Genomic DNA, 20351 nt, shown 5'->3' on the forward strand with positions numbered 1-20351 from the left:
TTTGCCGCCGTTTTACTTCGGCTCTTCTATTGGCAATGTGAAGCTGAAAGTCGATCCCTGATGTTGTTTGGACTGTAACACGAGTTTACCCCCCATGAGCGTCACCAGACGCTGGGCAATGGTCAGTCCGAGACCGGCGCCATCCCTGGAACGGCGCACGCTGTCGTCGGCCTGGGTGAACTTCTCGAAGATGGTCTCCAGTTGCGCGGGTGGAATGCCGATGCCGGTGTCCTTGATATGGATGTCGAGCTGGTCGGCAGCACTGCGCTCGACCTCGACCATGATGCGGCCTGTGTCGGTATAGCGCACGGCGTTGCCGATCAGGTTTTCCAGCACGCGCAGCACCTTGCGCTGGTCGCATACCAGCAGCTGCGGGACGTCGTCTGCGATGCGGCATTCCAGCAGCACACCCTTGTCGCGGGCAGCCGCATAGTGGCGGGCGATGGCCTGCCCGACCAGTTCGCGCAGGTTTTCCGGTGCCATGTGAACGGTCACGCGGCGGTCTTCCAGTTCGGTCACCTCCAGGATGGCATTGACCAGGTCCAGCAGGCGATTACCACTGTCGTGGATGGCCGTGGCGTACTGCGCCAGGGGCGACTCCCCCAGCTCCTCGCGCAAGGCGTCGGAATAGCCGAGCACGCCGTTGAGCGGGGTGCGGAACTCATGCGACATGTTGGACAGGAAGCGCGACTTGGCCTGGTTGGCCTGCATGGCGTCCTGGCGGCTGCGTTGCAGCGAGCCGGCCATCCAGATCAGTACCGCATTGAATACCAGCACCGCCAGCGTGATCAGGGTCGCCAGCGTGAGGGTACGGTTGCGTTCGCGGTAGTAGGGGGCCAGGCGTTCTTCGATGTCGATGCCCACCGAGGCGTAGAGCGGGTAGTCGCGCAACTTCTGGAAGGCGTAGATGCGCTCGCGGCCGTCGACCCGGCTGGCGGCTTCCACCACGCCGCTGCCCTGGGCCAGCATGGCAGCGTAGACCTTGCCGCCGCGCACCTGCTCGCCCATGGCGTCCATGTCGCCGGTGCGGCGCACCCGTGCCACGCCATCGGCACCGACCAGGGTGATCACGCCGTGATGGCCGACATCGATCTGGTGGTACAGGCTGGTAAAGTATTGCGGGTCCATCGAGACCACCACGACGCCGCCGAAGCCGCCGTCGGGGCGGTTGATGCGTCGCGTGAGCTGCAGCGACCATTTCTTGGAGACGCGGCCCAGTACCGGGGTACTGATGAAAAGCTTGTCTTCACCGCCATGCATGTGAACCTGGATGTGTTCGCGGTCGGACAGGTTCAGGGGTGTGAAGGGCTTGCTGGAGAGCACCACGTCACCGTTGCGGTCGACGATGGTGAAGAGGTTGTAGACGTTGCGTGCCACCAGGCCATTGTCGATCTCGTTGGCCAGGTCCAGTGCCGGGCCGCGTTCACCATAGCGGTAACGCAGGTAGACGGCAGCCTGGTCGGCTGCTTCGATGGTGCGGTAGGCATGTTCCAGGAACAGCCGCGAGAGCGACTGGGCATCGCGACGGGCGTCCTGCAGGTGGTTTTCGCGGCTGCTCTGCAGCTCCTTGAGCGCTCCAAGCCACAGACCGCAGATCAGCAGCAGGGAAAACAGCCCCAGCGCCAGGCGCAGATCGATGCGCGCAAACCGGAGGGGCAAGAGAGAGGTTTTCCGGTCATCCATGGCGCTGCTGGCCTTTCCAGTGGTAGTCCCTAGCGGGACTCGCGCTCCCTGCGTGCACAACAGGCCCGCATGTAGCCGCGTAATTCATCAAAATTGACCGGTTTGGGGAAGAACACCACCCCTGCCGGAATACCGCCACGCTGCGCCATCTCGTCCTGATCCAGGCTGCTGACGATGGCGATGCTCACATCGCGCAGTTGTGGATCGTTGAGGATGGTCTTGACCACTTCGTAGCCGTCCATGCCTTCCATCACGATATCGGCCAGCACCACGTCGGGTTTGCTGCGCGCGATCTCCAGCAATGCCTTGTAACCGTTGTCGCAATAGACCAGATCCAGCGGCAGCCCCCAGGAACCGAGCGCGCTTGCATACAGCTCGCGTTGCAGGCGGTTGTCCTCGATCACCAGTACAGCGGTGCGGCCATTGCCAGGGCGCGGTGCCGGCGCGTTGCGACTGTACTCGGCAGCGTCGCCGGAGCTACCCGGCGTGGCCTTGTAGGCATGCACGGCAGCCAGCGGAATGCGACGGTGACCGCCCTTGGTCTTCCAGGCTTCGATGATGCCGGCCTCGACCAGTTGCTGAACGGAGGACACCGAAATGCCCAGGATATGGGCCGCTTCCTGCGTGGTGCAGACCTCGGAGCTGATTGTCTTTGCGGTTTTCATAAATCCATTATCGGTATTTTGCACAAATAAATCAAATTTGTTAGATAAAATTTGAATTCGGTATAATCGGTTTTCGACGAAAAGCAACAGTGATGCCGCGCAGTCGGCTTTGGCGGCCGCATCAAGCAGGGAATTTCGTGAGTTCGTCAGATTTTGTGTATTTTGCCTGCTTTTGGGCAATCCAGCACAAGTTATCGGCCGGCGGGAGTTTCCCCGAACGATACTGGGCCAGCAGGCCCTAGAGACTGTCCAGGCGAGCGCGCAGGGTGGCGGCCTGTTCCTGCAGGCGGGTGATATCGGCCTGGTCCATCTTCTTGAGTTGCTGGTAGGCCATGCCCATGCGCGGGTTGTTGCCGAAGGTGGAACGGTGGCGCAGGAAAAAATCCCAGTACAAGGCATTGAAGGGGCAGGCGTCCTCGCCGGTCTTCTGCTTGGGATCGTAGGCGCAGCCCTGGCAATAGTCGCTCATGCGCCCGATATAGGCGGCGCTGCTGACATAGGGCTTGGTGGCGATGATGCCGCCGTCGGCCCATTGGCTCATGCCCAGGGTGTTGGGCAGTTCCACCCATTCGAAGGCATCGATATAGATGCCCAGGTACCAGTGGTGCAGTTCCTTGGGGTCCAGTCCGGCCAGCAGGGCGAAGTTGCCGATGACCATCAGGCGCTGGATGTGATGCGCATGTGCCGTCTGCAACGACTGGCCGATGGCGTGCTGCAGGCAGCGCATGCGGGTCTGGCCGGTCCAGAACCAGGCCGGCAGCGGCAGCCGGTGTGCCAGGGCATTGCGTTCGTCATAGCCGGGCATCTGCGACCAGTAGATGCCCCGCACGTATTCGCGCCAGCCGATGATCTGGCGGATGAAGCCCTCCACCGCCGCCAGCGGCGCATCGCCATCGCGATAGGCCTGCTCGGCGCGACGGACCACCTCCAGCGGCTGCAACATCTTGACGTTGAGCGCGAACGACAGCAGCGAGTGGAACAGGCGCTGGGCCCGGCTGCTCATCGCGTCTTCATAGTCGCCGAAGCAGGGCAGCACGCGGGTGATGAAATGCTCCAGGTGCTGCAGGGCTTCGTCGCGATCCAGTGGCCAGCGCAACTGGTTGGCCTGCGGCTCGCCGAAGCTGGCCACGCCCTGTTGCTGCAGCATCTGCCATAGCGCGCCGTGGTCGTGCGGTGCGCGCCAGTCTTCCGGTTCGGGCGGAGTACCGGGCCAGCGCTTGCGATTGTCGTGGTCGAAATTCCATTGACCGCCCTCGGGCTGGCCGGCCGCATCGAGCAGCAGTTCGAAGCGGCGGCGCATCTGCCGGTAGAAGTGTTCCATCAGCCATTGCTTGCGCCCGGCGAAGAGGCGCGGCAGTTCATGGCGGGCGGTGAGGAAGTGCTCGGTATCGACCACAGTCGCCGGCAGCGCCTGGCCCTCGGCCCATTGTTGCAAGGTCTGGTCGACCCGCCATTCATCCGGCGCCTGCCATTGCACCTCCTGGGCCTGGTAGTGGGTCACCAGGGCCGACAGGTTGGCCTCCAGCGACTGGCGGTTGCTGGCATCGTCCAGGCTGATGTAGCGCACCCGGTGGCCGTCGGCGCGCAGGCGCGCGGCAAAGGCACGCATGGCGGCGAAGATGGCCAGGATCTTCTGCGCGTGGTGCAGCACGTAGTCGGTTTCCGAACGGACTTCCATGAGCACGTAGACCACCTCGGGATCGACGGTATCGAACCAGGAGTGCAGCGGGTTGAGCTGGTCACCCAGGACCAGGCGCAGAGTGCGGGCCGGATGGAACGAGGACGTGTCTTTCTTCTTCATGCTGATGCGTCAAAAAGGATGCCTGCGCCCATAGCGGCTCAGTGCCACGAAGGCGCAGAGCTTGAGCAGGCAGGGCAGGGCGGCATAGACCAGGGGCAGGCTGGTGCCGGGGCCCTGGCCAGGGTGGTAATCCAGGGCCGACAGGATGGGGAGCGCGATGCCGGCCAGGGCCAGCGCCAGCTTGCCCAGCATGGTGAGGATGCCAAAGGCCGCGCCCACCGAGCCGCGCCCGGTGACGACCCGCGCTAGCAAGACCGGCGGCAGCAGCAGGTCGGCGCCCAGTGCGGCACCGGTGGCCAAACACACGGCAAGGAAGGCGAGGCGATCGCCCGGCCCCAGCCACGCCGCGCCGATGAAGCCCGCGGTCGATAGCAGCATGGCCAGGCGCCAGCAGGCCACCGCGCCGACCTTGCGCGCCAGTGCACTCCACAGCGGCAGGCCCAGCGCGGCCGCGCCGAAATAGGCGGCCAGGAACAGGCCGGCGAGGGCCTTCTCCTGCAATTGATCTTCGATGAAGAACAGCGCCAGCGTGGCCGGAATGGCAGCCGACAGGGCATTGAGCAGATAGGGGGGCAACAGGGCGCGGAAGGCGCGATTGGCCCACAGGCTGGTCAGCGCCTGTCGCCACGGCTGCCCGGCTGCCACGGTGGGCGGCGCAGGCTGGCGCAGCAACAGCACTAGCGCCACGCCCAGCACGGCGGCAAAGAACAGGCAATACATATTGAGACGGGCCGCTACCTGCGCCGGGTCGGCGGCCAGGATGCCCACCGGCACCACGCTGGCCACGATCACCCCGACCAACCCGGCCGCCTCGCGCCAGGCCACGGCGCGCAGACCATCGTCAGGCAGGCGCGAGCCCCATGACAGGTAGGCGATGCTCAGCATGCTGTGCGCGCCATAGGCCAGCACCAGCATGCCGACCAGCCAGGGCATGGCGGCCTGGGGCGTGGCGGGAGGATTCCACAGGCAGACGAAAGCCAGTGCCAGCACCAGCGCGGCCAGGCCCATCCAGCGCTTCTGGCGTTGCGCCGAGTGATCCAGCAGATGACCGAAGAGCGGGTCCTGCAGCATGTCCAGCAGGCGTGCGGCAAACAAGACCCACCCCAGCGGGGCCAGTGCCACGCCGACATGGCTGGCGTAATACGCCGGCAGCTGTACGAACAGCGGCAGCGCCGCCATCGCCAGCGGTGCGCCCAGCATACCGTAGGCCGGGTCGTGCCAGCGCCCGGGCAGGCAGGCGGTGCCTGCACTCAAGGCGTTTCCCCCAGCAGGCGGCGTCGCAGGCTGTCGTCACGGCTGGGCTGGCCGAGCCAGATATTGAAGAAGGCGCGTGCCAGTTCGGGATCGGCGATCTCGGCCAGCAGCTTGTTCCTGTCATAGAGCCGCATGCCACGTCGGGGCAGATAGACGCCCACCAGTTCATCGCCATCGGCGACATCGACGAAGGCGCGGCTGAGCTCGCTCTTCCAGCGCGCCAGCGTGGGGCCGGGGATCGGCGCCGGATTCATGCGCTGGATTTCGTCGATGGAGGTATTGGCCAGCCGGTCGCGGCTGATGCCGACCTTGTAATCCAGTTGCAGCGCGAAAGGCTGGTTGTCGTCCAGCGGGCGCTGCGGCGCCCACAGGGTGGCGTCATAGATGCGCAGGCCCAGCCAGCGCATGGTGCCGCTGCCCACGGTCTGCGCCTGCGGCAGCACTTCGCGCCAGGGTGGGGTGGCTTGCGGAGCGGCCTGCGCGAAGGCGGTCCCGGCCAGGGAGAGTTGCAGGCCCAGAGCGATGCCTGTCATCAGGCGCCGCCGGCAAGACAAAGACAGGGAGGCAAACAGGGTGAACAGGGCGGTAGCGATGGACATGCGAGTCATTCCTCGTGGCGAAGGTCGGGGGCGCCAATGCGCGGCGCTTCACTTTGGTCGCTAGATTACTACCAAAGAAAGATGAACGCTACTGCTCGGTATTTTTTATTTACCAATCGGTATTATGGTGTTCGAGCCAGACCGTTCAGCGCGTCCATTTGCGTTCGTAGTCCATCTCCTCGAAGTGCTGGACCAGGAAATCGATGAACACCCGGACCTTGGCCGGCAGGTGCTTGCGCCCCTGGTAGGCGATATTGATGGTCAGGCGCGGCAGGTCCCAGTCATCCAGCACCGGCACCAGCCGGCCGGCGACGACGTCGTCGTAGATGATGTAATTGGGCTGGATCAGGATGCCCAGCCCCTCCAGCGCGGCGGCCCGGATGATCTGGCCGTCGTTGGATTGCATCAGGGCGCTGATCTCCAGCGTGCGTTCACCGGCCTGGCGGTGGTGAAAGCGCAGGCTGTTGGGCTGGTTGGCATGGCTGTAGACCAGCAGGTCGTGCATGGCCAGGTCCTCCAGCGTGCGCGGTACGCCACGTGCGGCCAGGTAACCCGGAGCGGCGGCCAGGATGCGGCGGGTCGAGGCCAGGCGGCGCACGGCGATGTTGGAATCCGGTTCGAACTCGCGGGTGCGGATGGCCACATCGATGCCACTGTCGAGCAGGTCGACATAGCGATTGGCCGCCACCAGGTCCAGCGTGATGTCCGGATAGAGCCGGTGAAAGCGCGGCAGGATGGGGCTGATGTGCTTCATGCAGAACGACAGCGAGGAGGTCACCCGTAGCATGCCGCTGGGCGCCACGCTATTGGCGTTGACCAGTTCCTCCGCCTCCTTCATCTGCACCAGGGCCGCCTTGCATTGGCGGTAGAAGGCTTCGCCGGTCTGGCTCAGCCCCAGCCGGCGCGTGCTGCGCTCCACCAGGCGTGCGCCCAGGCGTTCTTCCAGCGCCGCCAGGCTGCGGCTGGCCGCAGCGTTGGACATGCCCAGCACCTCTGCCGCACGCGACAGGCTGCCCAGTTCGGCCACCTGCACGAAGAGTTCGAATTGGCTCCAGCGGTCCACCCGGGTCTCCCGTCATGGCCGGGTGGAAAACAGTTTTCCACTTCCGGCATATATCCCTCCAGAAAACCGGCCTATATTAACGCCCAGCGGAAAAATCCGGACGATCCACCCAAAATAAGCGAGGAGACCATGCTCAACCTGAACGAAGACACCATCACCCAGGCCGTGCTGGCCCGCCATGCAGGCATGCCCGACGAGCGCCTGCGGCAGATCATGACCAGCCTGGTGCAACACCTGCACGCCTTCGCCCGCGAGGTCAAGCTGACCGAGGAAGAATGGTTCGAGGGCATCCGGTTTCTCACCGAGACCGGCCAGATGTGTTCCGACAAGCGCCAGGAATTCATCCTCCTCTCCGACACCCTGGGCCTGTCCACGCTGGTGATGGCGCAGCAGAACCACAAGCCCGCCGGTTGCACCGAGGCCACGGTGTTCGGTCCTTTCCATGTCGAGAATTCACCGCGCTACGAACTGGGTGCCGACATCGCCAACGGCGCACGGGGCGAGCCCTGCTTTGTCAGTGGCAGTGTGCGCGGACTGGATGGGCAGCCGCTGGCCCATGCCACGCTGGAAGTCTGGCAGGCCGACGAGGATGGCTTCTACGACGTGCAGTATCCAGACCTGGACCAGCTGCAAGCCCGTGGCACCCTGCAGACCGACGCCCAGGGGCGCTTCCATTTCCGCAGCATCCTGGCCAACTCCTATCCCATCCCGCATGATGGCCCGGTAGGGCGGATGCTGGACAAGCTGGGCCGGCATCCATGGCGCCCGGCCCACCTGCACTTTCGTATCCGGGCCGAGGGATATGAAACATTGATCACCCACGTGTTCCGCCGCGGCGACCACTACCTGGACTCGGATGCCGTGTTCGGCGTGCGTTCCACGCTGATTGCCGACTGGCCGCGCCATGAAGCGGGCATCGCCCCCGATGGCAGCCATTGCGAGCAGCCCTTCTACACGCTGCACTATGATTTCATCCTCAATCCCCAGCGCAACTGAACCGAGACCGCCATGCAAGCCTTTACCTACACCAGCGCTGCCGCCCGTGTGATCTTCGGCGCCGGCAGCCTGCAACATCTGGTCCGCGAAACCGAGCAGCTGGGCGCACGCCGCGCGCTGGTGCTGTGCACCCCGGGCCAGCGTGCCGAGGCCGAACGCGTGGCCGCGCTGATCGGCGAGCGCTGCGCCGGCATCTTCGACCAGGCCGTCATGCATGTGCCCATCGAGACCGCGCGCCACGCCCGCGAAGTCGCCCGCGAACTGGAGGCCGACTGCGCCATCGCCATCGGCGGCGGTTCCACCATGGGCCTGGGCAAGGCCATTGCGCTGGAATCGGATTTGCCCATCCTGGCCATCCCGACCACCTATGCCGGCAGCGAGATGACGCCGATCTACGGCATCACCGAAGCCGGCCTCAAGAAGACCGGGCGCGATGTGCGCGTCTTGCCGCGCACGGTGATCTACGATCCCGAGTTGAGCCTGGGCCTGCCGCTGCCCTTGTCGGTCACCAGCGGCATCAATGCCATGGCGCATGCGGCCGAGGGTTTGTACGCGGCCGATGCCAATCCCATCATGTCGATGCTGGCCGAGGAGGGTATCCGCGCACTGGCCGAAGGGCTGCCGCAGATCGTCCTGCGCGCCGATGACCTGGATGCCCGCAGCCAATGCCTGTACGGCGCCTGGCTGTGCGGGACGGTGCTGGGCAATGTCGGCATGTCGCTGCATCACAAGCTGTGCCACACGCTGGGCGGCAGCTACAACCTGCCGCATGCCGAGACCCACACCGTGATCCTGCCGCATGCACTGGCCTACAATGCGCCGGCCGCGCCGCAAGCTATGCAGCGCATCGCCCGCGCCCTCGGTAGCGGGGACGCGGCACAGGGCGTGCATGCGCTGGCGCGCGCGCTGCAGGCGCCCTTGTCGCTGCGCGAGCTGGGCATGCCCTATGAAGAGCTTGATCGCTGCACCGATATCGCCTTGCAGAATGCCTATGCCAATCCACGTCCGCTGGAGCGGGCCGCCTTGCGCGCCTTGCTGGAAAATGCCTGGCATGGCCATCCACCGGGTGCGGGGAACTGAGATGGCAGTTCGGCACATCGTGATGTGGGACATCCAGGGCGAGCGCGGTAGCGCGCCGCATCTGGCCAATGTCGAACAGGTCAGGCAAGCCTTCGAAGGGCTGGCCGGCCGCATTCCCGGCCTGCGCCATCTGGAGGTCGGCACCGACGTCAGTGGCGTCGATTACGCCTGTGACGTGGTGCTGGTCACGGAATTCGACAGCGCCGAGGCCTTGCGTGCCTATGCCGACCATCCCGCCCACCTGGCCGTGCGCCAGCAACTGGGCAGCCTGCGCATCGCGCGGCATCAGGTGGATTATCCGGTGCGCTGAGAAGCGACCAAAAGCCGGGCTGAAAGGCTGCGCAAAAGTGGCAGACGCGCCACGCCCATCGATCAGCGCAGCAGCAGGTGACCGATGGCGGCGCGTTCTTCCATCAGTTCATCGACGGCCCCCTGCAGGCGTTCACGTGCGAACGCGTCGATCGCCAGGCCGGTGATACGTTCAATGCGACCTTCTTCGCAGCGCACTGGCACGCCAAAGAAAATCCCTTCCGGAATATCGTAGTCGCCATTGGAGGGCAGGCTCATTGATACCCACCGGCCGTGGCTGCCGCAGACCCAGTCACGCATGTGGTCCACCGCCGCACTGGCGGCTGATGCCGCTGATGATTTGCCGCGGGCTTCAATCACCGCACTGCCACGTTGTGCCACGCGGGGAATGAAGACTTCCCGATTCCATTGCTCATCCTGGATACGCAGGGGCACCGGCTCGCCTCCGACCAGCGCGAAGCGATAGTCGGCATACATGGTGGGTGAGTGATTGCCCCACACCATCACCTGCTCCAGGCTATCCACCGGTTCGCCCAGGCGCGTGGCCAGCATGGCGCGAGCCCGATTGTGGTCCAGTCGCATCATCGCGCTGAAGCAGGCGGGGGCGAGGTCGGGGGCGGCACTCATGGCGATGAGGGCATTGGTATTGGCCGGGTTGCCGACCACCAGCACCTTGACCGAGCGGCTGGCAACGGCATTGAGTGCGCGCCCCTGCTGGGCGAAGATGTTGGCGTTGGCTGCCAGCAGGTCGCGCCGTTCCATGCCCTTCTGGCGCGGCTGTGCGCCGACCAGGATGGCGTGATCGACCTGATCGAAGGCGCGCTCTGCGTCATCCGTGCAGACGATACCCCGCAGCAGCGGGAAGGCGCAGTCCTGCAATTCCATTTCCACGCCGCGCAATGCCGGCTGCGCCGCAGGGACATCCAGCAAGCGCAGGCTGACCGGCTGGTCTGGCCCCAGCATGTCGCCGTTGGCGATGCGAAAGACCAGTGAATAACCGATTTGACCGGCGGCGCCGGTGATGGCGATGTGCTTGATTGGCTTCATGATGGACTCATAGTTGATGAATGGGAGGCCCGGTGCAGCAGAAATCGAATCTGAAGCTTCGACCTCCACCGCCCGTCTTGCCTGGACTGTTCTCGCAGACCGTGAATCCACTTTACGCACGTCTGATGAAGCTGTAAAACAACTTAATCTGTTTTGATCAACCTACAAAAAAGGTAGATATTTGCCTCGGTATTGCTGTCTCCCGACCGCTTAGACCATGCCGCCATTGGCGCGGATGGTCTGGCCGTTGATCCAGCCGCCGGCCGGGCTGACCAGGAAGGCCACCACCTCGGCGATATCGTCCGGCTGCGCCAGGCGTTCCAGCGGCGGCAGCTTGGCCAGGTGTTCGATCTGGGCCTCGGTCTTGTCCTTGAGGAAGAGATCGGTGGCGGTCGGTCCCGGCGCCACGGCATTGACGGTGATGCCGCGTCCGCGCAGTTCCTTGGCGAAGATGTTGGTCATGGCCTCCACCGCCGCCTTGGTGCCGGCATAGACCGAATACCCGGGCAACGCCAGGGCCTTCACGCTGCTGGAAAAGTTGACGATGCGGCCGCCGTCGCGCAGCCGTTTGGCGGCGATGCGCATGGTGTTGAAGCTTCCTTTGAGGTTGATGGCGATCAAGCGGTCGAAGAGCTCGTCATCGGTATCGGCCAGCATGGTCAGGCCGGGCTGGATGATGCCGGCGTTATTGACCATGAAGTCGACGCCACCGAAAAGCGTGCAAGCCTGATCAACCATGGCGGCCACCTGTGCCGGGACGGCGACATCGGCCTGGACGGCGGCAGCCCGTCCGCCGGCGGCTTCGATCCCGGCCACGACCGCGTCTGCGTCAGCCTTGCGTCCGGCATAGTTGATGATGACGGCGATGCCATCGGCCGCCAGGCGCCTGGCGATGGCCGCCCCGATGCCGCGTGATGCGCCGGTGACGATGGCGACCTTGTTACTGGAACGGGAACCGGAAGCGGTATTGGCAATACTGGTCATGGTTTTCTCCTGAATGGAAAGTCATTGGGGTGGAACGGCATGGAAGAATCATCTCACTGCCGCCGCTTCTGCTGTAGCCGTATAATCGACATATCGCTTATCCACTTATTGCATAGCCATGTTCGATGATCTGGTCCTGTTGCGCAGCTTCGTTGCCATCGTCGAATGCGGCAGTATCTCCTCCGCTGCACGGGCGCTGCGGATGACCCAGCCGACACTGAGCCGGCAGTTGAGTGCATTGGAACAGCAGTGCGGTGCCGAGCTGCTCAGGCGCGATACCCATCGCATGAGCCTGACCGAGACTGGCCAGCGCTTCCTGCATGATGCCCGTGCCATCATCGAACTGGCCGATGAAGCCCAGCAACGACTGAGGCTGGAACAGGGCGGACTGCAGGGCAACATCCGGGTGTTTTCCACCATCGACTTCGGGCAGACCGTGGTGAGTCGTCTCATCAGCAGTTTCATCCATGCACACCCCGGCGTGACGATGGAACTGGCCTATTCGAACCGTCCGCTGCACATGATCGAGGAGGGCTGTGACGTCGGCATCATCGCTGGGGCGTTGACCGACGACCGGGTGGTGGCGCGCTCCCTGGGACAGATCCGCCGTCATGTGGTGGCGTCGCCCGGGCTGATGGCGGCACACCGCCGCTGCCGTCGTCCGGAAGACCTGCAGGAATGGCCGTGGGTGATCCTCTCGTCCGCTACCTTTGGCGGTACGCGCGAGGTAATGCTGTATCGGGACGGGGAAGAAAGTCGCCTGCAGGTACGCCCGCTGCTGCAATCCGAAGGCGTGACCAGCCTGCGCGAAGCAGCGCGCATGGACCTCGGCGTGGCGGCGTTGCCGACCTGGCTGGTCGAGGAGGATCTGGTCTCCGGCCGGCTGGTGCGACTGCTGCCGAAATGGGAAGCCAGCACGCTGCCGGCGCACGTGGTCTATCCGGCGCGGCGCAACCTGCCCCTGCGGGCCAGGACCTTCGTGGACTTTGCGCTGGAGTATATGTCCACGGTCCTGACCTCGCACAGGCGCTGAAAAGCCGCGCTGAAGGATTGCACGGAAGAGCTGCGTCCGCTCTGCCTCAGGAGTGCAGGGCCTCGCTCCAGAGATCCACCGGACCCAGGCGATCAGCACTTTGCGTGGCCAGCATCCAGCCTGGATATTCAGGCGGCAGGGCACTGACCTCATCAAGGGCCTGCAATTCTTCCTGATCGAGTTGCAGATCGATGGCGCCCAGGTTGTCCTGCAACTGGTCGATGCGACGCGCTCCCATGATGACCGAGGTCACCACCTCCCGTGACAGCAGCCAGGCCAGCGCCACCCGCGCCGGGCTGACCTGGTGACGGCGGGCGATTGGCGCCAGCACATCGATGATGTTCCAGGCGCGCCCCTTCTCGACGATGGGGAAGTCGAAACCGGAACGGCGCGAGTCCGCCGGTTTCTGGTTGTCGCGGCTGAACTTGCCAGACAGCAGGCCGCCGGCCAGTGGGCTCCATACCATCAAGCCCATCTTTTCGGCTTCCAGCAGGGGGGCGATTTCTCGCTCCAGGTCGCGTCCGGCGAGCGAGTAATAGGCTTGTACCGTTTCGAAACGCGCCAGACCCTTTTCCGCCGAAACACCGATGGCGCGGGCGATCTTCCAGGCCTGCCAGTTGGATACGCCCACGTAGCGCACCTTGCCCTGGGTCACCAGATCATCCAGCGCGCGCAGGGTTTCGTCGATGGGGGTGATGGTGTCGTTGGCGTGCACCTGGTAGAGATCGATGTGGTCGGTCTGCAAGCGGCGCAGGCTGGCGTCGACCGCATCCATGATGTGACCCCGCGAGGCTCCCACATCATTGCGACCCGGCCCCATGCGGCTGTAGACCTTGGTGGCCAGTACCACATCGCTACGCGCCAGGCCGAGGTTGCGGAAGGACTGGCCCAGCGTGGCCTCGCTGGCACCGGCCGAATAGACGTCGGCGGTATCGAAGAAATTGACGCCGGCCTCGAAGGCGGTCCTGACCAGCTCATCGGCCTCTTTCTGGCCGACGTTGCCGATGTGCTGGTAGACGCCTTCACCATTGCTGAAGGTCATCGTGCCCAGGCAGAGACGGGAAACGAGCAGGCCGGTGTGGCCCAGGGTGCGGTATTGCATGTTGGATTCTCCTTGGCTGGAATAGATAGGTTCGGACGGTGACCGGTGGCGAAATCGACGACCGTCAGTGCGTCATGCGATCAATGTAGTCCTTGCATTCCAGGAGGAAAATACAAATAATCGGCGGATCATTTTCCATAAATAGAAAACGTCGATGGACTGGAACGACCTCAAGTTCTTTCTCGAAGTGGCCCGCAGCGGCAGTCTCACCAGGGCGGCCAGTGCATTGAAAGCCAGCCAGTCCACCGTAGCGCGGCGCGTGAGCGAGCTGGAGCAGGACCTGGGCGCCACGCTGTTCGAACGGCATCAGACCGGCTACTTCCTCACCGATGAAGGGCAGGAGATACTGCGCCGCGCCGAAGCCGCCGAGCAGGGCGTGCTGGCCGTGGAGCGGGGCGCGGCCAGTCTGAGTGGAACGGTCTCCGGCACGGTGCGCCTGGCAACCTCCGAAAACCTGGCCACGGATCTGGTCATTCCCGCCATGCCGGCGCTGGTCAAGCGCCACCCCGCGCTATGCCTGGAGATCGTCACCCACACCGCCACGGTGACGTTGGGCCGGCGTGAAGCCGACCTGGCCTTGCGGGTGGTGCGGCCGGCCAGCGGCAACCTGAAGCTGCGCCAGCTTGGCCGGATGAGTTATGCCGTCTACGCCAGCCGTGCCTACCTGAAGCAGCACCGCCAGCGCGATGGCGATCCCTTCGCCGGTCGCGATGTCATCACCTGGGACGACGCACACAGCCACCTGCCGGCGGCGCAATGGATGACGAGCCACGCCTCGCAGGCGCGCACCGTGCTGATGGTATCGAACCTGCCGATGCAGATCGCGGCGGCGCGTGCCGGCCTGGGGCTGGCGATCATCCCGGATTTCCTCGCCACAGCCCCGGAGCTGGTGAAGGTGGTGCCATCCGAGGAGCTCTTCGACAATGGCCTCTGGCTGGTGATGCACGCCGACCTGAGCGCATCGGCACGCGTGCGCGCCGTGGCCGATTTCCTGGCCGAGACGGTGGCGCGGCATCCGGTTCTGGGGCGCGCGCGCTGAGTGGAGAATGGGGCGGGGGCAGGATGGCGTCGCCGACGCCTTGCTCTTGTCGGCAGTCAGGTCCGCAGTCTGGCGACAGCGCGACCCTCCTCGGCCTAGAGCCCCTTGCGCAGGATATCGAATGCCTCAAGCAGATATCTGGAGGCAGGCTTGCGTTGACCGGATTGTTCGCGCCAGGTCTGCAAGGCAAGCCGCATGGCACCCACAGACACCATGGCCACCATCCGCAGCCGTGCTCGCTGCTCAGGATGGCGCCATACCTGGCATAGCGCGTCGAAGAGCATGACTTCCTGCTCCGCATAGAAGGCCTGTTTGCGCGCCATCAGGGACTCACTGGAACGCATCAGATTGTCCACCGCCGTCATCTGTTCGGTGGTGTAGCGCCCAATGTGCGCCACCATCACGTCCCGCACCGCATCCAGTGGATCGGCATCCGGCGACACCTTCAGCAGGTCCGCCAGCAAGGCAGCGGTATCGGCGTCCCGCCAGTATAGGATGATGTCGTCCTTCGACTTGAAATACGAAAAGAAGGTGCGGCGGGAAATATCTGCCGCAGCCGCGATGTCGTCCAACGTCGTGGCGGCATATCCACGCGCCATGAACAAGCCTTGCGCCACCTCGGCGATGCGACGCCGCGTCTCCAGACGCTTGCGCTCGCGCAGGCCAGGGGAAGCCCCGGAGTCGACGGAAGATGAAATGTCAGACATGAATAAACTCATTGCTAAATTGCACTGAGTGCATTAAATTATGCACTCAGTGCTTATTTTTAATCCGATTACTGCTTTCCAGTCAGGTTGACGATGATGACACATTGGACGGAGTCTCTCATCCCATTTCAACGCGGACGTACGGCCATCGTCACGGGGACCGGCGGCCTTGGCTATCGTACGGCACAGGCGCTGGCCGCCAGTGGCGCCCGGGTGATCATCGCCGGGCGGAATACGGACAAGGGCGCTGCGGCGGTGCAACGCATCCGCAGCGAAGTGCCTCAGTCCCTGGTCGATTTCGCATTGCTGGACCTGGCCAGTCTGTCTTCCATCAGCCAGTTTTGCCGGCGCCTGCAGGATACGCATGGGTGTGTCGACCTGCTCATCAACAATGCTGCCGTGATGGCGCCGCCGCAGCGCTGCAGCACCGAGGATGGCTTCGAATTGCAGTTCGGTACCAACTACCTCGGGCATTTCGCATTGACCGCCCAATTGCTGCCCTTGCTGCGGGCGGCCCCCCAGCCGCGCGTGGTGACGGTGTCGAGCGTAGCGGCGCGCTCGGGAAAGATCAGTTTCGATGATCTGCAAAGCGAGCATGCCTATCGGCCCATGAGCGCCTATGCGCAATCCAAGCTGGCCTGTCTGCTGTTTAGCATCGAGCTCCAGCGGCGCAGTCAGGCCATGGGCTGGAATATCCGCAGCATCGGCGCACATCCCGGCGTTTCCCGTACCGACCTGATCGCCAATGGCGCTGGCGCGCAAAGCGCTGCGGGATTGCTGCGGCGTTACTTCTGGTTCCTGTTCCAGCCCGTGGAGCAGGGAGCACTGCCCATCCTCTACGCGGCAACGGCCGAAGAGGCCGAGGCAGGTGCTTACTATGGACCGGACAAGCTGGGGGAGACCCGCGGATTTCCAGCCCCTGCCCGCGTCCCCAGGCAAGCGCTTGATCGCGGCGTGGCCGAACGGCTCTGGCAGGTGTCGGAACAGCTGGCTGGCGTGCGATTTACCTAGGGCGGGCATTGTGCTTCCAGGCCGCCGCGCAGTGTGAATTGGGCACCGGCGTCCGTTTGCTCTTCACCGTCGAGCTGGCCGGCGGGTCCGGCACCGACGCTTTTCTCCCGCATTCGGGTGGCGCTTCTATGATGACATGCTGCTGAGTTAGAATCGTTCGCCTAGACGTAACCAATACGTTACTGAAAAACTTACTCAGGGGGGAGAATGCGTCATTTTGATGAGCTGCCGCGTCGCAAATTTTTACAGGCCGGGGCGGCATTGCTGTATGCGTGCAGTGTTCCTTCGGCGCTGGTCGCCGCACCCGCGCTGCATTCCCCCAGAAACCTGCGAGCCCTGCGCAGCAGCATGCACGGCCGTCTGATCTTCCCCGGCGAAATGGGCTATGCGATGGCCGCCGCACCCAACAATGCCCGCTATGCCTACATCCTGCCGCGTGCCGTGGCGATGTGCGCCGATGCGCATGACGTCCAGCTCTGCCTGCGCTGGGCGGCCGACCATCGCGAGCCGTTTGCGATCCGCTCGGGCGGCCACAACTACGCTGGATTCTCCACCACCCGGGGCTTGCTGATCGACGTCAAGGCGATGAACAAGGTGTGGTACGACCTTGACAAGAACCGCGGCTACATCCAGGCCGGTGCCTGCAATCAGGATATGGCCGACGCTTTCAGCGGTACCAATTTCGCAATCCCCTCAGGTCGTTGCCCGACTGTGGGCGCAAGCGGCCTGGTGCTGGGCGGTGGCTGGGGTTTTTCCGCGACCCACGCGGGCCTGACCTGCGACAGCCTAGTGCAGACCGACCTGGTGCTGGCCAGCGGCAAGCAGGTCTCCGCCGATGCCGGCGGTGATTACAGCGACCTGTTCTGGGCGCTGCGCGGCGGGGGTGGCGGCAACTTTGGCGTCAACACCGCATTCAGCTTCGAACTGCATGAGGTCAAGGACGATGTGACCATCTTCAACATCGTGTGGCCCGGCGAGAAGCAGGTCGAATTGCTGCTTGCCCTGCAGGCGATCCAGAACGAGCACGCGCAGCATATCTCCACCCGCACCAAGGCCTATCCCAGCGCGCCAGGTGCGTATCCGAAGCGCGACCAGCTGCTGGTGACCACCTTGGGCCAGTTCTTCGGTCCGCGCGAGAAGGCGCTGGAAGTGCTGGCACCGGCGCTCAGTATGGTCAAACCGATCAAGCAGGACATCCGCCAGATGAGCTACTGGCAAGCGCGCGACTACCTCATCACCGATGATCCGAATGGCATGTACGATCTGCGTTCGAGCTACGTCGCCGACAAGCTGCCTCCGGAAGCGCTGGAAACCATGCTGCGCTGGATGATGAAATGGCCCGGCGGCTCGCTGCTGCCGCAGAACATGGGCATCCTGTTCGCCATCGGCGGCAAGGTCAGGGAGGTGGCGGCGGACGCCACCGCGTATGTGCACCGCAATGCCAACTACATCTTCGAGATGGAGAGTGCCTGGGCGCCGATCGATAATCCAGACACGGTGCGCCGGCAGCAGGCATGGCTGGCCGCCTATTTCGAGGACATGCAGTGCTTCATGCTGCCGCAGTCCTACGTCAATTTCCCCAGCCGGAACCTGCCCCACTGGGCCAAGGCCTATTACGGCGACAATCTGACACGACTGATGCGGGTGAAGAGAAAGTACGATCCCGAGAAGCTGTTCACGTTCGAGCAAAGCATACCGTCAGCTTGAAGCGGGAATCGCCTGGACCTGATCCACCCCGGGTCCGACCGAGGTCCAGGCATGCTATCTGTGAAGCATTCATGCAGGTTCAACCCAGGTTACCGGCGAAGCGTCGTGCGTAGTCTTCACGTTTAAAGGCCTCGATCAGGAAATCGATGAAGAATCGCGTCTTGGCCGGGAGCAGGTGGCGGCTCGCATAGTAGAGAGAGATTGCGCCCGCATCGGCCCACCAGCGCGGCAAAACCCGCACCAGCTCCGCCGACTCCAGTCCTGCCAGGATATCAGGAACGGCCACCATGGCCATACCCAAGCCCAACTGCACCTCGCTCTTGCATCAACCATAACCGGACCAGCCGGGCCGCCGCGTTGCTGGTGCAGCGCTGCGGCCACTTCGGACAGGGAGGCAGCTTGCACTTTGGTCAAGACCCTCGGCAAAGCGCGATTGCTGTCGCCCTGCTTGTTCAGGTTAAATCTGGCAGGCGCACGCCATTGCCTTTGTCTGTCACGACCTCGACAAGTAGATTCCGAATCCAGCGATGGCCAGCGTGTCCGTGGCTGCGCTCGTGCCAAATCAAGCTGACGTCGAACTGCTCCGAGAGCCAAGGGATATCGATCAAGACGAGCCGGTCCGCCTGGCCTCGTAGTTGCCGCCTCGGCACAAGGGCGACAAGATCGCTAGACGAAACGATCTCGGGGACGAAGAGGAAGGACGCTGCCGACATAACGACTTGGCGGCGATGCCCAAGCGCTGCCAGTGCCTCGTCGATCGGCGTTGTGAAGGCGCCGCCCGATGGTGACACGATTACATGTTCCAGTTTCGCGAACTCTCCGGGCGTAAGTCCGGGCCTGAGACTTGGATGATCTCGTCGACCGATGAGGACGTAGGTCTCCGTGTATAGGTGGCAGGTTCGCAGATGCACGTGACTGGGATCAGGCGTGGTGAGAGCCAGGTCGATCTCGCCGCGACTTAGCTGTTGCTCCATCGACGCAGGATCCCAATGGCGAACGGCCAGGCGCACCCCCGGCGCGCGCTGCCTCAACGTCACAGCGAGCGGTATCAGGACCGCAGCCTGCACATAGTCCGTGCAAGCCACCGTGACTGTCAGCTTGCCCCGTGCCGGCGAGAAGTCTTTATGGGAATGGAGGGTGATTCGCAGTTGATCGAGCGCTTCTCGCAGCGGGCCGATTAGGTCGAGCGCCTTGGCCGTAGGCGTCATCCCGCGGTGGGCCGGGACAAGCAAGGGATCGTCGAACACATCCCGAAGGCGGCTCAACTGTGCGCTCACTGCTGGCTGACTAAGGTGAAGTCGCGCGGCCGCCTTTGTCACATTCCGCTCTGCCAGGAGAGCTTCAAGAGTCAGCAACAAATTGAGATCGAGGCGTCCGGTATCCATGTGGTGGATTGTAGAGTAAAAAATAATCGATTTCACATATACCAGGGCCAGAGGCCATCATGCGGTCATTGCAAACCACTTGGAGAACCGCACCATGACCAAGAAAGTCCTCATCGTCTACGCCCACCCTGAGCCGACCTCGCTGACGCGGCAACTGGTCGATGTCTCGATTGAAGCCCTTACCGCCCAAGGGCATGAAGTCATTCAGTCGGACCTCTATGGCATGCGCTGGAAGGCTGTCTTCGATGCAGAGGATTTTCCGAGCAGGGTTAATCCTGATCGGCTCTCGTACATTATGGAATCAGGTCATGCCTATGCAACTGGGCAGCAGACGGCGGATGTCGCCGCAGAGCAGGCGAAGCTGATGGCGGCCGATGCGGTGATCATGCAGTTCCCCCTTTGGTGGTATGGCTTGCCCGCCATCCTGAAAGGCTGGATCGATCGTGTCTACGCCTTCGGCTTTGCCTACGGGTACAAGAATGGCACCAACGAATATCGCTTTGGGGACGGCATCCTGAAGGGCAAGCGGGCGCTGGTTAACGTTTTGGCAGGCGGCCCGGCTGCGGACTATGGTCCGCGCGGCATCAACGGCCCGATCGATCAGCTGCTCTTTCCGCTCACCCACGGCGCGCTTTTCTATCCAGGCATGGACGTGCTCCCCGTCCATCCGGTGTACGGCGCCGCCCATGTCGGCAAAGCGGAAGAGATCGAACTCATCCGGGCGGTGTGGCGTAGTCGCGTCGAACGCCTGTTCGACGACGCGCCGATTCCGTTTCGCTCGCAGAACGGAGGCAGCTTTCCCGATCGCCACACCATGGCCGACCATGTTTCGCCAGGCCAAACCGGCATCGCCGCGCACATTGCCGACCTGACCACCGCATAAGGA

Annotated in this window: 20 protein-coding genes; 8 read left to right on the top strand and 12 right to left on the bottom strand. The window is 63.6% G+C overall.

Going from position 1 to position 20351, the window contains the following annotated elements; genetic code table 11:
• Positions 1–12 precede the first annotated feature (12 nt).
• From HFRIS_RS04655 to HFRIS_RS04680, 6 genes are all read right to left on the bottom strand, one after another.
• Positions 13–1659 (bottom strand): sensor histidine kinase, encoded by a 1647-nt coding sequence (locus HFRIS_RS04655; RefSeq protein WP_006462087.1) that lies wholly within the window; start codon positions 1657–1659, stop codon positions 13–15.
• Between the two features lie 53 nt (positions 1660–1712).
• Positions 1713–2348, bottom strand: a complete 636-nt coding sequence (locus HFRIS_RS04660) for a response regulator (protein ID WP_006462088.1) — start codon at positions 2346–2348, stop codon at positions 1713–1715.
• 238 nt (positions 2349–2586) lie between these two features.
• Positions 2587–4149 carry a cryptochrome/photolyase family protein gene (locus HFRIS_RS04665; protein ID WP_006462089.1) on the bottom strand — a complete coding sequence of 521 codons (1563 nt, stop codon included), beginning with the start codon at positions 4147–4149 and terminating at the stop codon, positions 2587–2589.
• Between the two features lie 9 nt (positions 4150–4158).
• On the bottom strand, positions 4159–5349 hold the full coding sequence (locus HFRIS_RS04670) for an MFS transporter (RefSeq protein ID WP_152486632.1): 1191 nt from the start codon (positions 5347–5349) through the stop codon (positions 4159–4161).
• A gap of 50 nt (positions 5350–5399) precedes the next feature.
• Positions 5400–6002 (bottom strand): chalcone isomerase family protein, encoded by a 603-nt coding sequence (locus HFRIS_RS04675; protein WP_006462091.1) that lies wholly within the window; start codon positions 6000–6002, stop codon positions 5400–5402.
• 145 nt (positions 6003–6147) lie between these two features.
• Entirely contained in the window at positions 6148–7065 is a 918-nt protein-coding gene (locus HFRIS_RS04680) for a LysR family transcriptional regulator (RefSeq protein WP_006462092.1), read from the bottom strand.
• A gap of 129 nt (positions 7066–7194) precedes the next feature.
• Between HFRIS_RS04680 and HFRIS_RS04685 the strand changes: the two genes are divergently transcribed.
• Genes HFRIS_RS04685 through HFRIS_RS04695 form a run of 3 tightly spaced genes read left to right on the top strand, consistent with a single transcriptional unit; the run spans position 7195 to position 9451 of the window.
• Positions 7195–8061: an intradiol ring-cleavage dioxygenase gene (locus HFRIS_RS04685; protein WP_006462093.1), complete on the top strand. Its 867-nt coding sequence runs from the start codon at positions 7195–7197 to the stop codon at positions 8059–8061.
• 12 nt (positions 8062–8073) lie between these two features.
• Positions 8074–9141 (top strand): maleylacetate reductase, encoded by a 1068-nt coding sequence (locus HFRIS_RS04690; protein WP_006462094.1) that lies wholly within the window; start codon positions 8074–8076, stop codon positions 9139–9141.
• 1 nt (position 9142) lies between these two features.
• Positions 9143–9451, top strand: a complete 309-nt coding sequence (locus tag HFRIS_RS04695; RefSeq protein ID WP_039874383.1) for a Dabb family protein — start codon at positions 9143–9145, stop codon at positions 9449–9451.
• Between the two features lie 62 nt (positions 9452–9513).
• Here HFRIS_RS04695 and HFRIS_RS04700 read toward each other — a convergent pair whose 3' ends face one another.
• Positions 9514–10500: a malate dehydrogenase gene (locus HFRIS_RS04700; protein WP_039874428.1), complete on the bottom strand. Its 987-nt coding sequence runs from the start codon at positions 10498–10500 to the stop codon at positions 9514–9516.
• A gap of 207 nt (positions 10501–10707) precedes the next feature.
• Complete coding sequence (locus HFRIS_RS04705) at positions 10708–11481, bottom strand: SDR family oxidoreductase (protein ID WP_006462097.1); 774 nt, start codon at positions 11479–11481, stop codon at positions 10708–10710.
• A gap of 118 nt (positions 11482–11599) precedes the next feature.
• Here HFRIS_RS04705 and HFRIS_RS04710 point away from each other — a divergent pair, with 118 nt between their 5' ends.
• Positions 11600–12514 (top strand): LysR family transcriptional regulator, encoded by a 915-nt coding sequence (locus HFRIS_RS04710; protein WP_006462098.1) that lies wholly within the window; start codon positions 11600–11602, stop codon positions 12512–12514.
• Between the two features lie 46 nt (positions 12515–12560).
• Here the strand turns inward: HFRIS_RS04710 and HFRIS_RS04715 are convergent, their stop codons facing one another.
• Positions 12561–13616: an aldo/keto reductase gene (locus HFRIS_RS04715; protein WP_006462099.1), complete on the bottom strand. Its 1056-nt coding sequence runs from the start codon at positions 13614–13616 to the stop codon at positions 12561–12563.
• A 154-nt stretch (positions 13617–13770) separates the two neighbouring features.
• Here HFRIS_RS04715 and HFRIS_RS04720 point away from each other — a divergent pair, with 154 nt between their 5' ends.
• Entirely contained in the window at positions 13771–14655 is an 885-nt protein-coding gene (locus HFRIS_RS04720; RefSeq protein ID WP_006462100.1) for a LysR family transcriptional regulator, read from the top strand.
• Positions 14656–14750: 95 nt separating this feature from the next.
• Here the strand turns inward: HFRIS_RS04720 and HFRIS_RS04725 are convergent, their stop codons facing one another.
• Positions 14751–15362: a TetR/AcrR family transcriptional regulator gene (locus HFRIS_RS04725; RefSeq protein WP_006462101.1), complete on the bottom strand. Its 612-nt coding sequence runs from the start codon at positions 15360–15362 to the stop codon at positions 14751–14753.
• A 93-nt stretch (positions 15363–15455) separates the two neighbouring features.
• On the opposite strand from HFRIS_RS04725, the gene HFRIS_RS04730 reads away from it, so the two are divergent.
• Both HFRIS_RS04730 and HFRIS_RS04735 read left to right on the top strand, forming a co-directional pair.
• The gene (locus HFRIS_RS04730; RefSeq protein ID WP_244436257.1) at positions 15456–16373 is read left to right on the top strand and encodes an SDR family oxidoreductase; all 918 of its coding nucleotides are present in this window, start codon (positions 15456–15458) and stop codon (positions 16371–16373) included.
• A 348-nt stretch (positions 16374–16721) separates the two neighbouring features.
• Entirely contained in the window at positions 16722–18080 is a 1359-nt protein-coding gene (locus HFRIS_RS04735) for an FAD-binding oxidoreductase (RefSeq protein ID WP_006462103.1), read from the top strand.
• A gap of 79 nt (positions 18081–18159) precedes the next feature.
• Here HFRIS_RS04735 and HFRIS_RS04740 read toward each other — a convergent pair whose 3' ends face one another.
• Both HFRIS_RS04740 and HFRIS_RS04745 read right to left on the bottom strand, forming a co-directional pair.
• A complete protein-coding gene (locus HFRIS_RS04740; protein WP_209442997.1) occupies positions 18160–18375 on the bottom strand; it encodes a type 2 periplasmic-binding domain-containing protein in 216 nt (71 codons plus the stop codon).
• A gap of 157 nt (positions 18376–18532) precedes the next feature.
• Positions 18533–19465 (bottom strand): LysR family transcriptional regulator, encoded by a 933-nt coding sequence (locus HFRIS_RS04745; protein WP_006462105.1) that lies wholly within the window; start codon positions 19463–19465, stop codon positions 18533–18535.
• A gap of 94 nt (positions 19466–19559) precedes the next feature.
• Here HFRIS_RS04745 and HFRIS_RS04750 point away from each other — a divergent pair, with 94 nt between their 5' ends.
• Positions 19560–20348, top strand: a complete 789-nt coding sequence (locus HFRIS_RS04750) for an NAD(P)H-dependent oxidoreductase (protein ID WP_006462106.1) — start codon at positions 19560–19562, stop codon at positions 20346–20348.
• Positions 20349–20351 lie beyond the last annotated feature (3 nt).

It is taken from the genome of Herbaspirillum frisingense GSF30, from assembly GCF_000300975.2.
GTDB lineage: Bacteria > Pseudomonadota > Gammaproteobacteria > Burkholderiales > Burkholderiaceae_D > Herbaspirillum > Herbaspirillum frisingense.

What these genes read in the sequence shown, in the direction of transcription:
- HFRIS_RS04670 (WP_152486632.1), bottom strand. Translation starts at nt 5,349, where the DNA reads ATGCTGGGCGCACCGCTGGCGATGGCGGCGCTGCCGCTGTTCGTACAG.
- HFRIS_RS04710 (WP_006462098.1), top strand. Translation starts at nt 11,600, where the DNA reads ATGTTCGATGATCTGGTCCTGTTGCGCAGCTTCGTTGCCATCGTCGAA.
- HFRIS_RS04690 (WP_006462094.1), top strand. Translation starts at nt 8,074, where the DNA reads ATGCAAGCCTTTACCTACACCAGCGCTGCCGCCCGTGTGATCTTCGGC.
- HFRIS_RS04725 (WP_006462101.1), bottom strand. Translation starts at nt 15,362, where the DNA reads ATGTCTGACATTTCATCTTCCGTCGACTCCGGGGCTTCCCCTGGCCTG.
- HFRIS_RS04695 (WP_039874383.1), top strand. Translation starts at nt 9,143, where the DNA reads ATGGCAGTTCGGCACATCGTGATGTGGGACATCCAGGGCGAGCGCGGT.
- HFRIS_RS04660 (WP_006462088.1), bottom strand. Translation starts at nt 2,348, where the DNA reads ATGAAAACCGCAAAGACAATCAGCTCCGAGGTCTGCACCACGCAGGAA.
- HFRIS_RS04730 (WP_244436257.1), top strand. Translation starts at nt 15,456, where the DNA reads ATGATGACACATTGGACGGAGTCTCTCATCCCATTTCAACGCGGACGT.
- HFRIS_RS04745 (WP_006462105.1), bottom strand. Translation starts at nt 19,465, where the DNA reads ATGGATACCGGACGCCTCGATCTCAATTTGTTGCTGACTCTTGAAGCT.
- HFRIS_RS04735 (WP_006462103.1), top strand. Translation starts at nt 16,722, where the DNA reads ATGCACGGCCGTCTGATCTTCCCCGGCGAAATGGGCTATGCGATGGCC.
- HFRIS_RS04715 (WP_006462099.1), bottom strand. Translation starts at nt 13,616, where the DNA reads ATGCAATACCGCACCCTGGGCCACACCGGCCTGCTCGTTTCCCGTCTC.
- HFRIS_RS04750 (WP_006462106.1), top strand. Translation starts at nt 19,560, where the DNA reads ATGACCAAGAAAGTCCTCATCGTCTACGCCCACCCTGAGCCGACCTCG.
- HFRIS_RS04720 (WP_006462100.1), top strand. Translation starts at nt 13,771, where the DNA reads ATGGACTGGAACGACCTCAAGTTCTTTCTCGAAGTGGCCCGCAGCGGC.
- HFRIS_RS04685 (WP_006462093.1), top strand. Translation starts at nt 7,195, where the DNA reads ATGCTCAACCTGAACGAAGACACCATCACCCAGGCCGTGCTGGCCCGC.
- HFRIS_RS04675 (WP_006462091.1), bottom strand. Translation starts at nt 6,002, where the DNA reads ATGTCCATCGCTACCGCCCTGTTCACCCTGTTTGCCTCCCTGTCTTTG.
- HFRIS_RS04665 (WP_006462089.1), bottom strand. Translation starts at nt 4,149, where the DNA reads ATGAAGAAGAAAGACACGTCCTCGTTCCATCCGGCCCGCACTCTGCGC.
- HFRIS_RS04740 (WP_209442997.1), bottom strand. Translation starts at nt 18,375, where the DNA reads ATGGCCATGGTGGCCGTTCCTGATATCCTGGCAGGACTGGAGTCGGCG.
- HFRIS_RS04705 (WP_006462097.1), bottom strand. Translation starts at nt 11,481, where the DNA reads ATGACCAGTATTGCCAATACCGCTTCCGGTTCCCGTTCCAGTAACAAG.